The organism is Clostridium nitrophenolicum (genome assembly GCF_055391695.1).
On record NZ_AP042469.1, the window covers coordinates 5,226,140 to 5,239,239 of the forward strand.

Genomic DNA, 13,100 nt, shown 5'->3' on the forward strand with positions numbered 1-13,100 from the left:
CTAATTTTTAATATATTTGAAATATTTTGAATGACCACAATTATAATTATAATGCTTTTATATAAAAAAGAAAAGATGTCTTAAGAAAAAATGTTAAATTTTAAACATTCATTTTTAAAAAAAATTTAAATATTTTGTTGAAGGATTGGATATAAGAACAATAATAAAAAATAATTTTTACATGTTTTTACATATAGAATCTCTTATATTTTTTATAAATAAATTTCAAATACTTACCATTCGTTATATGTATATTTCCATTTTTTTAAAAAATTACTAAAAAAATTTAATATTTCATGTCTTCTTAGATTTATTTTATCACATTTTCTTCTTTAATTGCAAAATGTTTTTTATTTTATATACAGTTTATACTATTCAAAATTCTTATAGAATAAATTACATTACTTTAGTTGACAAATTAAAAAACTTATCTATAATCAATTAATATATGATTTTAACTATAATTTTATGCAATTATTGTAAAAATACTTTTAGAGTTTGTTAAATTTTTAGTAAAGTTTTATTTTAATTTAACAGATTTCAGAAAATTCTCAGTTACATAGCTAAATCCATTGATTTTTAGTTAACCCTATACCTTTATATTTCGACATATAATATTTCAAATGCATTTATTTGATAAATAAACTACTTATAGTAGTTAAAAGTTACTATGAATAAAAAAATAAAGCCTGACTAAAAGTTTAATAACTATTATTCAGGCTTTGTATTCTATACCAATCCCTCATTTAAACTACCAGTTCTATAACCATCCATATCTAAAGTTACATATTTAAATCCGAATTCCTTTAGTGATTTTGATATTTTTTCACCTAAATCACCTTCAGTTATTTTAGATATCTGTTCTTTAGGAACTTCTATCCTAGCTAAATCTCCATGACATCTTACTCGTATAGCCCTAAAACCTAAATCCATAAGATATTTTTCTGATTTTTCTATTTTATCAAGATCTTTAACTTTTATTTCTTCATCATATGGGATTCTAGATAACAAACAAGCATAAGAAGGTTTATCCCAAGTAGGAAGATTAAGTTCCTTTGAAAATTCTCGTATTTCTGATTTTGTTATTCCCTTTTCTAAAAGTGGACTCTTAATACCAAGTTCACTTAACGCCCTAAGACCTGGCCTATAATCTTTTGTATCATCAGCATTTGTACCATCAACTACATATTGAAATCCACATTTTTTTGTTAATTCTTTTATTTTAGTAAAAACAGCCTTTTTGCATAAATAGCATCTATCTAAGGGATTAAATTTTATTTCATCTATAATTACAGGTACCTCTAAAAGTTCATGCCTTATTCCAATGCTTTTCGTAATTAGTTTCGCTTCCTCAATCTCCCATTTAGGTATATATGGTGATACCACTGTTACCGCAATAACATTATCTCCTAGAGCTTCTTTTGCTGCTTTTACTAAAAAAGTACTATCTACTCCTCCTGAAAATGCAATGACTACTTTATTCAATTGTTTCAAGTAACTAATTAAATCTCTATATTTTTTATTTTCTATCATTTTTATTACCTCCAAATTATTATTAAAAAAAGCCACAGTAAAATAAACAATTACGTTTATTTTACCATGACTTCTATAGTTTAAGTATATATTATTCCATCATAGCTGTAAGTTTTTTGTTTAATGATAACAATATAAAACCACAAATTATTACTGCTACTGCAATTCCACCGAAAATTTCCATATGTCCTAATTGATCCATGAATCCAGCTAGCACTCCTGCCAACTTGTTAGCAACTGATGAGCTTATAAACCAAACTCCCATAAGTAATGATGCAAACTTCTTAGGGGCTAACTTACTTACCATTGAAAGTCCTACTGGAGACAAGCAAAGTTCTCCGATTGTATGAAACCAATAAGCTCCAACAAGCCATAACATATTAGCTTTTACAGCTACATCATCTCCTGCGCCACCTCTTTGTAAAACTGCTCCTACCATTAGTAAGAAACCTATACCTAAAAGTATAAGACCTGAAGCCATCTTTGTAGGTATATTTAAATCTCCTTGAGGTCTTCTTGCTAAATTAATCCATAATTTACCCATTATTGGAGCAAAAATTACTATGAATACTGGATTTAAGGATTGGAACCATGATACCGGTAATTCTGTTCCAAAAGCATTTCTATTTATAAAGTCTTTTGTATAAATTGTCATTGAACTTCCAGCTTGCTCGAAACCTGTCCAGAAGAATATAACGAATGCAACTAGTATAAATATAACTGCAGTTCTTCTTTTTTCTTGTGCAGTTAATGGTCTATTTACATCTTCTTGTGAACCATCATCAGCTTTCTTAACTTTTCCAACTGGTTTCTTTCCAAGGTCACCTAGGTATTTGTTACCTAATAAATTAAATACAAGTTGTCCTACAACCATACCTATACCAGCAGCTAAGAAACCATATTTAAATCCATAGTGAATAACTTCTCCGCCTTGTCTAACTGCAAATATATTTTCTGCTAAAGTACCACAAACTAGCGGAGCTATAAATGCACCTAAGTTTATTCCCATGTAGAAGATAGTGAATGCTGCGTCTTTTCTTTTATCTCCTTCTGGATATAATTGACCAACTATAGTAGATATATTTGGTTTAAAAAAACCGTTTCCTATTATAAGTAAAAATAATCCTAAATATAGCGCGCCTTTAGTTTGGCTTGAAAATAATGCGAATTGTCCTGCAGCCATTGTTATACCACCGATAGTAACGGCCAATCTCTGTCCTAAAAATCTGTCTGAAAGATATCCACCAATTATAGGAGTTAAATAAACTAATGAAGTAAATGTACCATATAGGCTCATCGCTTCAGCCTTATCAAAACCTAAACCACCAGATATTAAGCTAGATGTTAAATATAACACCAATAATGCTCTCATACCATAGTAACTGAATCTTTCCCATGCCTCTGTAAAGAATAGCATATACAATCCTGGTGGATGTTTCATTTTACCTGTTTCATTTTGAACTTGTCCATTCTTTTTTGAAAGTTCCATGTTATCCCTTCTTCCTATGTATTTTAATTTTCTATTTTCGAAATTATTTTATCATTATATTTTCTTCTTGGCAAGATATCATTTATTTCCTCTGGCTATTTGAATTACTATTTATCACAACGTTTTCATTTAATATGCATATATATGCACATTAAAAACAAACTTCAAAATGAATAATCCTGCTTTCTAAGAAGTTTATTTTTCTTGATTTTCTTGCAATCAAAGCATTCTTAATAAGCGCCTTATTTTTTTCATATTATATAATCATTGCATAATTATAAATGTTATATTATTTTTTTGAATTTTTTCATTATTTTTAATTTAGTTTTACAAGTTTTCCGTCTTATTCAAAATGTATCACTTTCTCTTATTCTTGCATTTTTTCATTGTTTCGATTCATTTTTATAGATATTTGTTAAAAAAATCTCTTTTTCATTACCAGTTTATAATTTTTTAATTAAAATACATATTAATTTTTTACTGTTTGATTTCATTTTTTACAGTACAGATTCATTTTTTACAGTATTATATAATCTTTTTTAATGAAAAATTATTCATAAAATAACCGATTAACCTAAAATATATTTATCTAAAAATAAATAAATAAATAAATAAATAAATAAATAAATAAATAAATAATATAAGCTGAAATTAAGCAGCAAATGGTTGCCCTTACTTGACATATAAAAAAGCTATCCCTTATTACTTATGAGATAGCCTCTTCTAATGTAACTTGATTCTTTGCTTTTTATATACTCTATTTTTTATCTACATCCAAAACTGTCTGCAATAATACATTAGCACCTTTCCAGCAGTTTTCAACAGGTGTAAATTCAGGTTCACAGTGGCTGTGTCCATCTTTGCTTGGAACAAATATCATAGTTGTAGGTAACATTTCAGCCACAAACTGAGCATCGTGACCTGCACCACTGTAAATATCCATATTTGAATATCCGTATGCTTCTGCATTCTTTTTAACGAAACTAACTAATTCTTTATTAAATTGAATTGTATTACGTGCCCATTGTAACTCATACTCAACTCTGCACTTGTCAAGTTCCTTAGGAATATTTTCAATAACTTTAACAACCTGCTTAATTACTTCAGGATTCTGATGTCTTGCATCTAATGAAAAGTCAACAAAGTCAGGAATAACAGTATGTACGCATGGGTGACAAACTATTTCACCTGTTGTATAAACAAGATTGCTATCAAGTTTGTCTAATTCTTCATGTAGGTACTTTATAGCACTAGCTGCTGCTAAAAGAGCATCCTGTCTGTATTTCATTGGAGTAGTTCCTGCGTGATCAGATTGTCCATAAGTTCTAATTCTGTAGTTAACCATTCCAAGAACACCTTCTACAACACCAATATCCTTCTTTTCAGCTTCAAGTACAGGACCTTGTTCAATGTGTAATTCAAGCATAGCTACGTAATCCTTTGGATTCAATCTGTTTGCTTGATCTCCTTCATACCCACTTTCTTTTAAAGCTTCACCAAAAGTTTTTCCTTTAGGGCTTTTTGATGCTAACATCTTTTCCTTATCGAATTTACCACAAACAACTCCTGATGACATCATAGCTGGTGGATAAAGAGACCCTTCTTCATTAGTCCATATCATAGCTGTAATTGGATGACGATGTGGAATCTTTTGTGTAGCTATAGTTTCAACTACTTCCATTGCTGTAAGTACACCTAAAACTCCATCATAGTTTCCACCATTTCTAACTGAATCTACATGTGATGCCATTGCTATTGCAGGAAGGTCTTCTGAACCTTTAATTGTCGCATACATATTTGCCATATCATCTGTTTTAATTTCAGCTCCTACAGCTTCCATTCTTTTACGGAATTCTGCTCTTGCTTGAAGAGCTTCTGGTGATAAAGAAAATCTTGTTATTCCGCCATGTCCAGCATCACCAAATTTACTAAATGTAACGATCTTATCCTCCAATCTTTCTTTGTCACAAGTAAACATAGTATTTTCCATTTTAATATACACTCCCTCTTATTATTATCTTAACCTCATATATAAACAATAATCTAGCAAGACTTATGCCAATTAAACTTATTTCAATTTTTTAATTTGATACAATTATATAAATTTTCTAGTAATATCTTCATTTTTCTTGTTTCAACTTGGTTAATTTTTAATTTTCCTTATATGTATCAGTCTAAAAAACATATTAAAAAAATAGGTTTTGATGAATTTTATCATCAAAACCTATGATTAATGTAATCACTTAAACTTTCTTCCTTAATCTTTTTTAACTTCTTAACCACTGTTGACTGGTCAATTTTAAGTACATCTGCCACTTTTCGTGTTGTTTTATATTTTTCTATTGCCTTCAGTAAAATTTGTTTTTCAAATTCTTTAGTAGCTATTTTTAAAGGTATAAACTCATTAATTTCGCCAACATATTTGGGAATATGCGTGAATATATCAAAAATGTCATTCTCTTCGATTGTATCTTTATTAGATGTAACAACTAGTCTCTCAACTATATTTTCTAACTCTCTTATGTTACCCGGCCAGTTATATGAAGATAAAGCCTTATATGCATTTGATGATATTTGCTTTGATAAACTATATTTTTGATTACACTTTGATAAAAAACAATTTATAAACAGAGGAATATCCTCGATACGCTCTCTTAAGGGTGGAATATGTATTGGTACAATATTTAGTCTATAATAAAGATCTTCTCTAAATTTACCTTCTCTTACTAGTTTTTTTAAATCTTTGTTTGTTGCTGATATAATTCTAGCTTTTATGTCAAAGGGTTCTGTGCTTCCTATTTTGTATGCTTGTTTTTCTTGTAAAACATGAAGTAATTTTACTTGTAACTGCATTGGAAGTTCTCCAATTTCATCCAAAAAAATAGTACCCTCACCGGCAACCTCTAATAAACCTTTTTTCCCTTTTTTAACTGCTCCTGTAAAAGCTCCTTCTTCATAACCAAAAAGCTCCGATTCAATAAGATTTTCAGGTATCGCTCCACAATTAATCTGTACAAAAGGTTGCTCTCTTCTTTTACTCATTTTATGAATTGTTTTTGCTATAAAACTTTTTCCAACCCCAGTTTCACCAAGAAGTATTATTGTGGTTTCAATATTTCCAATATGTTCAACTAATTCGATGATTTTTTTCATCACAGTAGAATTTCCTACTATATAATCTTTGTTTTTTATTTGATTTCTTCTTATTTCATCTCTATACCAGTCTAAAAGATGTTCAGTCTCCTCTAATTGCTTTTTTAACATCTCAGATTCAGTAATATCCTTTGATATATTCACAACCCTTACAAGTTTGCCTTTTTCATTAATCATTGGTATGCCAGTTACCAATAGTCTCTTTCCTGATGCAGTTTCTTGAATTAATGATACTTCTTTCTTTTTTTTCAAAACTTCAATTGTGATGGATGGAGTGAATATTCCTAATTTAGAAAGTTCATAAACATCTTTCCCAATCATTTCACTCTCAGGTATACCAAATGTTTCTTGACAGGATTTGCTAACCTTTAGCAACACTCCTTTCCCATCAGCAACAGTTATCTGATCAAAAGTTGTATCCATTATTAATTTAAGTTCTTCATATGTCTGCTTATAATAACTTAACTCCTGTAACAATTTATTGTACGGCATCCCTTCAGATTTTTCTTTCAATAGTTCTGCCTCCTTTATTGATTAATATAACACTTTTGTTTTTCTTTTCTTTCTATTCTGTTAATTCTTATTATTATACAAGTTCCTATTACTATTTTATTATTATATTATTAAGTTTTCAACAAATTAGCTTTTATTATTTTAAACTAAAGTATCCTTTTTCCGATAAGGAAGTTTTCACTAAATCCATTAAGAACTAAACTATTAATAGAATTATTTCTTTACCTAACAATGCTATAAATATAAAATATGAAAAAATAAAAAAATCCAGTAGAACACTTAATTCTACTGGATTTATCTTGGCAGGGGCAGGAGGACTCGAACCCGCAACCAACGGTTTTGGAGACCGCTACTCTACCAATTGAGCTATACCCCTAAGACGAATTTTATTATACCTCATATTTTTATAATGTGCAAGTGCTTTTTCATAATTTCAATAAATATTTTAATCCTTAGAGAAATTATAAAAATTATTATAAAATCAATATAGTATTCTAAGCATTTATTTTAGGGTATTTTTATTATTTTTTATTTACTTCCTTCTCATAAAATCCTTCTAAATTCTCAAGATTATATTTAAGTACGTCTTCATAGTTATCCTCACCATTATATACCTTTATTCCAACCGGTTTAATATTATACTTTTTAATTAGATCTTCATAAGTCTTAAGCAAAGAGCTATCATTATATAAAAGTATCAGGTTTTTATTATCCTTCAATTTTGCTTCCATATTTAATTTTGTATTATTATCTATAGTTGCTTGCTCCTTACTTAGGTCAATTACCTTAAAGTCATTATATTTTATAAAATAACTCAGTTCATCCTCCATAGTAACAAAAGTATAATCTGATAACTTATCTTTAACAGCTTTTAAATCTTTTTGGTAGTTATCTATATTTCTTAAAGTCTCTGAAAAGTTTTTTTCATATACATCTCGATTTTTAGGATCTTTGTCCTGTACCGCATTTTTTATATTCATCAATGCTATCCTATAGTTGTCTATATTGAGCAAATAATATGGGTTATCTTTTAGAACAATATCCTTGTATTTTACTACCTTATTATATGAAACTAATTTTACCCCTCTTGATACATTTATAACTCCTACGTTGCTCTTATTTAGATTATCTATAAAGTTATTCATCCAAGGGTCAAACCCTGCCCCCATATAGATAAACAAATCTTCTTTTGCTATATTATTTAAGCTATCACTTGAAAACTGAAAATTTAATTCACTTTGTCTATCGCTGAACATGTATTCAACCGAATGTCTATCTTTAACTATACTTTTTATCATGCTGTATAAAAGCTTATTGGTTGCCATAATATTTAAATTTACATCCTTAACAACTTCCATCTTTGTGTTATCCACCGGGTTAGTTTGGATATTTTCAGTCTTGTTACTACAACTTACAAGAAATACTATACAAAAAATTAGGCACGCACTAAATTTTTTTTTCAAATTATTCACCCCTGAAATTTATAAACATCTCAATTAAGAATATATATAAACATATCTTAACTTGTTATATAAACATATTATCATATATATTTTACATAATGTAATTTAACAATGCAAACTCTTATGAAATATTTTACAATAATAAATCTAATATAAACAGAATTCTAATAAAATATTACATACTATCTAATCTTTCTTTTCTTTTTGTGCTATTTTGGATAAAATAACTATGAGGTGAATTATAATGGAGTTTATTGTAGATACTGCTGACAGCACAATGAAGTTAGGAAGAAAATTAGGTGAACTTGTACATTCTGGTGATATAATTTGCATTACCGGAGACCTTGGCGCTGGTAAAACTCATTTTACTAAAGGTGTTGCTCAAGGGCTCGAAATAAATGAGCCTATAACAAGTCCTACATTTACAATAGTAAATGAATATGAAGGACGTTTAAAACTACATCATTTTGATGTTTATAGAGTATGTGATCCCGATGAAATAGATGCTATAGGCTTTGATGAATATATTTTTAGCGATGCTGTAAGTATCATAGAGTGGTCAAATTTTATTGAAGAATTAATCCCTAGAGAACATATATGGGTAGATATAAAAAAGGTTTCTGAACTAGGTATGGACTTTAGGAAAATATCCATAAAGTATTATGGCGATAGATATAACTATATAAAGGAGTTAAAATAAATTATGAAAGTTTTAAGTTTAGATACATCTACTGAATCTGCAACTTGTGCCGTCCTCGACGATGATAAATTACTTGGAGAAATAACCTTTAACTATAAAAAACAACATTCTGTTGTGCTTATGTCAATGGTGGATACTCTGCTGAATAATTTAAAATTAAGCATTGACTCATTAGACGGATTTGTAGTTTCAAAAGGTCCTGGTTCCTTTACTGGACTTAGAATCGGAGCTTCAGCTGTAAAAGGATTAAGCCACGGTACAGGAAAACCTTTTGTCGGAGTCTCCTCACTGGATGCTCTAGCTTATAATTTAGCTTATACTAACGGCATAGTATGCCCTATTCTAGATGCCCTTAGAGATAATGTGTATACAGCCTTGTATAGGTTTGAGGAAGATAAATTAAATATTATAGGCGAGCATATGATAATTTCAGTTGATGAATTAATTGCTGTACTTAATGGATACGAAGAGCATGTATGCTTTATTGGAGATGCAATTCCTAAATTTAAAGAAAGACTAAAATCTAGCATAAAAAACATAAGTTTCGCACCTGCACACCTTAACTTAACCCGAGCATCTTCATTAGGCGAACTAGGCTTAAGTCTTCTAAAGAATGGGATTTATGATGACTTATACACCTTTGCCCCTATTTATCTAAGAAAGTCACAGGCCGAAAGGGAGTATGAAAAAAAATCAAGGGGTATAGAAAATGAATGATATTGATATACTTTCCTTAAAATTAGAACATATTGATAGTGTTTTAGTAATTGATACTCTGTGTTTTCCAACACCATGGAGCCGAGAATCATTTCAAAAGGAGATAGAAAATAATAAATTTGCGAGATACATAATTGCTAAAAAAGGAGATGTAGTAATTGGTTATGCAGGTATGTGGCTCATACTCGATGAAGGTCATATAACTAACATAGCTGTACATCCCGAATATAGAGGTATAGGTGCAGGAAAACTCTTGTTAGAGGCCCTTATTGAAATTTGCAGAATTGAATCGATAAATAGTATAACATTAGAAGTTAGAAAATCTAACATAGTTGCACAAAGTCTATATAAAAAATATGGCTTCGTTGAGGAAGGCATAAGAAAAGAATATTATGGCGACAATCGAGAAGATGCCATTATAATGTGGAAACATAATATATAAATTTTGCGACGCAAAATTTATATCAATTGACAATTGACAGAGGACAATTGTCAGAGAGTGAGGATTTTTCTTCATTACACTACGAAAAATCTTTAATTATATTATAGAACCCGTTTCACCTTAGTGAAACGGGTTCTATAATATAAATTAGTTTTCCAACGTCAGGAAGAAAACTTACCTTCATTGTCCTCTGTCCTCTGTCAATTGTCCTCTAAAAAAATGTTTCGCATTTTTTTATTCTATTACTACTCTGTTGTAGTTTTTCTTTCCTCTTCTTATAAGCATACTGCCATCATTGAAGTTTTCTTCGGTTATTATCATATTCATATCTGTTACTTTTTCATCATTTATTGTAAGGCCACCTTGTTGAATTAATCTTTTTGCCTCACCTTTTGATGGAAGTATTTTTGTATTTACAAGCAATTCTGTTATACTGCATCGTAACTCTTCTTTCTTTACAGCTGCAGTAGGCACAGCACTCATATCCTGGCCACCTGCAAATAGAGCTTCTGCTGCTGCTTTAGCTTTTTCTGCTTCTTCTTCACCATGTATAATCTTAGTAACTTCATAAGCAAGAACTTTTTTGGCCTCATTTATTTCAGAACCTTGAAGTGCTCCAAGTCTTTTTACTTCATCCATAGGTAAGAAAGTTAACAGTGCTAAACATTTTTCTACATCAGCATCACCAACATTTCTCCAATATTGATAGAATTCATATGGTGAAGTTTTATCCTTATCGAGCCATACAGCTCCGTTCTCTGTTTTGCCCATCTTTTTACCTTCACTATTTGTTAATAGTGTAAATGTCATACCAAAAGCAGGTTTACTTTCTTTTCTTCTTATTAAATCTACTCCTGATAATATATTTGACCATTGGTCATCTCCACCCATTTCAAGTACACAACCATATTTTCTATTTAGCTCAAGAAAATCGTATCCCTGCATCAGCATATAATTGAATTCAAGGAAAGTTAATCCCTTTTCAAGTCTTTGCTTATAGCATTCAGCAGTAAGCATTCTATTTACAGAAAAATGTACTCCAATTTCTCTTAAAAACTCTACGTAGTTAAGATTTAATAGCCAATCAGCATTATTCGCCATTATCGCTTTTTCATCATTAAAATCTATAAGCCTAGCAAATTGATTTTTGAAGCTATCTGCATTATGCTGTATTTGCTCTTTCGTAAGCATTTTTCTCATATCAGTTTTACCACTCGGATCACCAATCATTGCAGTGCCTCCACCTAATAATGCAATAGGTGTGTGTCCTTCTCTTTGCATATGTGCCATAACCATCATTTGTAGGAAATGTCCTACATGAAGACTATCTGCAGTTGGATCAAATCCTATGTAAAATGTTATCTTTTCTTTTTCTAACAGTTCTTTTATTTCTTCTTCATGAGTAACCTGCTTTATATATCCACGTTCTAGCAGTGTATCATAAACGCTAGCCATTTAAAGCACTTCCTTTCTAATCATTTCACTTTGTCATTCTTAGCTATAACTTATAGTATATAATTAAAGTATTTTTTTATCAATATTTAAATACATATAATTAGCTTTTTATGTTAATATTTATTATATACATATAAGGCATCTTCAAAATAGCTATTAAGCATACTAAACTATTTGGGCTTATTATTTCTTTCAAATGCCTAATGTTAAACTGAAAGGATGTAATTTATGCAAAGTTGGTCTTTTAAATCGTTGGTTTTATGTAATGAAATTAATCTAAATGCCATTGCTTCTCATTTTGGTATTACTCGTAAATTTAAGTGGGAAGATCCTTTGGTATTGTCTGATAGAAAATTGAGTGGCATAGTTAGAGAAACAGAGAATAAATGGGTATACATATATTATTTTGGCACCTTGGTTTTTATAAATATGGAATTTCATGAAATCCAGGATATAATTAAATACATAAAAAATATAGAACCTAATCTTAAAAACAATAATCCAACAGAATATGTTGATGAATATAAGCTTGAAGTAGATGCACAATATGATTATTCCTTATATAATGATTTAATGACATCGAATGAGTTTATACCCTATTATCTTGATATAATATCATTGGTATTAGCAAAATCTACTTCCCTAAAAAAAATTGAGACTGAAACAGATAAACTTTTAGATGGTATAGAAAATATAATAAATTATCTTGATACCGGTAAGTTTAATATGTCTGACCAGGAAATAGCTAAAACCTCTGCTAAAGTATTAAGATTTAAATATAATACCATATCATATCTTATGCTTTTAGATAAACCTAAAGCAGCATGGGATAATGAGGATATAGAAAATTTCTTTATTCAAATTAGTTCACTTTTCGATCTAGATGAGAGATACAAAAAAATAAATCATAAAACTGAAATTCTTCAAGATATTACAGATGTATTTGCTTCTTTATCTCATGAAAAAAGAGGTACGAAGCTTGAAATAATGGTTATTATTCTAATTTTATTTGAATTAATTATATCTATAATAGAGTTTATATTAAAATATTAAATACACTTAAGGCTGGACCAATCAGTCCAGCCTTTTATATAAATTAATATTAATTTTCCTATCAATTATGCTACGTATTTTTTAATAAATTCAGGCATTTCAGTATCGCCGTTCACGTTTATATAAAAATCAACACCACTCTCCACTGATAACTTTTCCATTAAACAAAACAATTGTGCCGCATTCTGAAGATTCTCTTCTATAATATTAAACAATCCGTCAATAAAAATTGTCTCAATATCATAATCTTCGGAAAGTATGCCGCACAAAAATCCGTAAAAACTCTCTTGCTTTTTTAAGTTGAATCCGTCTGTTGAAATAAATCTTATTCCTCTATTAAGCTGAAACATTGGTCTATTGTCATCATTAATGTAGACAACATGGCCCTTGCCTACTTCCAATCTTTCGTTTGCCAAGTTAATTAATGCTTTTGTTTTCCCTGAACCTCTTTTGTTACAAAATACGTAAATCATGTTTACCACCCCTTACTTTAATATTTAGGTGCCATACTTATAAGTAAATTATATAATATTCAGAATATTTTTTCAATGATTTGAGAAATAATCTTGAAAAAATATTCCT

At 29.4% G+C, this 13,100-nt stretch carries 11 protein-coding genes and 1 tRNA gene; 4 read left to right on the forward strand and 8 right to left on the reverse strand.

The genetic code is table 11. The features are described from left to right. Window positions 1-729 precede the first annotated feature (729 nt). From larE to ACZ5N4_RS24820, 6 genes are all read right to left on the reverse strand, one after another. Window positions 730-1,533: an ATP-dependent sacrificial sulfur transferase LarE gene (larE, locus tag ACZ5N4_RS24795; RefSeq protein ID WP_464205262.1), complete on the reverse strand. Its 804-nt coding sequence runs from the start codon at window positions 1,531-1,533 to the stop codon at window positions 730-732. A gap of 91 nt (window positions 1,534-1,624) precedes the next feature. Continuing rightward, on the reverse strand, window positions 1,625-3,022 hold the full coding sequence (locus ACZ5N4_RS24800) for a peptide MFS transporter (protein ID WP_464205264.1): 1,398 nt from the start codon (window positions 3,020-3,022) through the stop codon (window positions 1,625-1,627). A 757-nt stretch (window positions 3,023-3,779) separates the two neighbouring features. Then, a complete protein-coding gene (locus ACZ5N4_RS24805; protein ID WP_464211044.1) occupies window positions 3,780-5,000 on the reverse strand; it encodes an allantoate amidohydrolase in 1,221 nt (406 codons plus the stop codon). A 239-nt stretch (window positions 5,001-5,239) separates the two neighbouring features. Beyond that, window positions 5,240-6,688, reverse strand: a complete 1,449-nt coding sequence (locus ACZ5N4_RS24810) for a sigma-54 interaction domain-containing protein (RefSeq protein WP_464205266.1) — start codon at window positions 6,686-6,688, stop codon at window positions 5,240-5,242. A gap of 300 nt (window positions 6,689-6,988) precedes the next feature. Beyond that, a tRNA-Trp gene (locus tag ACZ5N4_RS24815) sits at window positions 6,989-7,064 on the reverse strand. 145 nt (window positions 7,065-7,209) lie between these two features. Further along, entirely contained in the window at window positions 7,210-8,151 is a 942-nt protein-coding gene (locus ACZ5N4_RS24820) for a metal ABC transporter substrate-binding protein (protein WP_464205267.1), read from the reverse strand. Between the two features lie 244 nt (window positions 8,152-8,395). On the opposite strand from ACZ5N4_RS24820, the gene tsaE reads away from it, so the two are divergent. From tsaE to rimI, 3 genes are read left to right on the forward strand one after another with little or no spacing between them, the layout of a single operon-like run. Then, complete coding sequence (tsaE, locus tag ACZ5N4_RS24825) at window positions 8,396-8,851, forward strand: tRNA (adenosine(37)-N6)-threonylcarbamoyltransferase complex ATPase subunit type 1 TsaE (protein ID WP_464205268.1); 456 nt, start codon at window positions 8,396-8,398, stop codon at window positions 8,849-8,851. A gap of 3 nt (window positions 8,852-8,854) precedes the next feature. After that, window positions 8,855-9,568, forward strand: a complete 714-nt coding sequence (tsaB, locus tag ACZ5N4_RS24830; RefSeq protein ID WP_464205270.1) for a tRNA (adenosine(37)-N6)-threonylcarbamoyltransferase complex dimerization subunit type 1 TsaB — start codon at window positions 8,855-8,857, stop codon at window positions 9,566-9,568. Then, entirely contained in the window at window positions 9,561-10,010 is a 450-nt protein-coding gene (gene rimI / locus ACZ5N4_RS24835; protein ID WP_464205272.1) for a ribosomal protein S18-alanine N-acetyltransferase, read from the forward strand. The genes tsaB and rimI overlap by 8 nt, the downstream gene beginning before the upstream one ends. 234 nt (window positions 10,011-10,244) lie before the next feature. Here the strand turns inward: rimI and tyrS are convergent, their stop codons facing one another. Beyond that, window positions 10,245-11,465 carry a tyrosine--tRNA ligase gene (gene tyrS, locus ACZ5N4_RS24840; RefSeq protein ID WP_464205274.1) on the reverse strand — a complete coding sequence of 407 codons (1,221 nt, stop codon included), beginning with the start codon at window positions 11,463-11,465 and terminating at the stop codon, window positions 10,245-10,247. Window positions 11,466-11,693: 228 nt separating this feature from the next. On the opposite strand from tyrS, the gene ACZ5N4_RS24845 reads away from it, so the two are divergent. Further along, a complete protein-coding gene (locus ACZ5N4_RS24845) occupies window positions 11,694-12,518 on the forward strand; it encodes an RMD1 family protein (RefSeq protein WP_464205276.1) in 825 nt (274 codons plus the stop codon). A gap of 65 nt (window positions 12,519-12,583) precedes the next feature. Here the strand turns inward: ACZ5N4_RS24845 and ACZ5N4_RS24850 are convergent, their stop codons facing one another. Further along, complete coding sequence (locus ACZ5N4_RS24850; protein ID WP_464205278.1) at window positions 12,584-12,991, reverse strand: hypothetical protein; 408 nt, start codon at window positions 12,989-12,991, stop codon at window positions 12,584-12,586. Window positions 12,992-13,100: the final 109 nt, after the last annotated feature.

Coding starts and splice junctions, on each gene's coding strand:
- ACZ5N4_RS24805 (WP_464211044.1), bottom strand. CDS start 5,000: ATGTTTACTTGTGACAAAGAAAGATTGGAGGATAAGATCGTTACATTT.
- rimI (WP_464205272.1), top strand. CDS start 9,561: ATGAATGATATTGATATACTTTCCTTAAAATTAGAACATATTGATAGT.
- ACZ5N4_RS24800 (WP_464205264.1), bottom strand. CDS start 3,022: ATGGAACTTTCAAAAAAGAATGGACAAGTTCAAAATGAAACAGGTAAA.
- ACZ5N4_RS24845 (WP_464205276.1), top strand. CDS start 11,694: ATGCAAAGTTGGTCTTTTAAATCGTTGGTTTTATGTAATGAAATTAAT.
- ACZ5N4_RS24850 (WP_464205278.1), bottom strand. CDS start 12,991: ATGATTTACGTATTTTGTAACAAAAGAGGTTCAGGGAAAACAAAAGCA.
- tyrS (WP_464205274.1), bottom strand. CDS start 11,465: ATGGCTAGCGTTTATGATACACTGCTAGAACGTGGATATATAAAGCAG.
- larE (WP_464205262.1), bottom strand. CDS start 1,533: ATGATAGAAAATAAAAAATATAGAGATTTAATTAGTTACTTGAAACAA.
- tsaE (WP_464205268.1), top strand. CDS start 8,396: ATGGAGTTTATTGTAGATACTGCTGACAGCACAATGAAGTTAGGAAGA.
- tsaB (WP_464205270.1), top strand. CDS start 8,855: ATGAAAGTTTTAAGTTTAGATACATCTACTGAATCTGCAACTTGTGCC.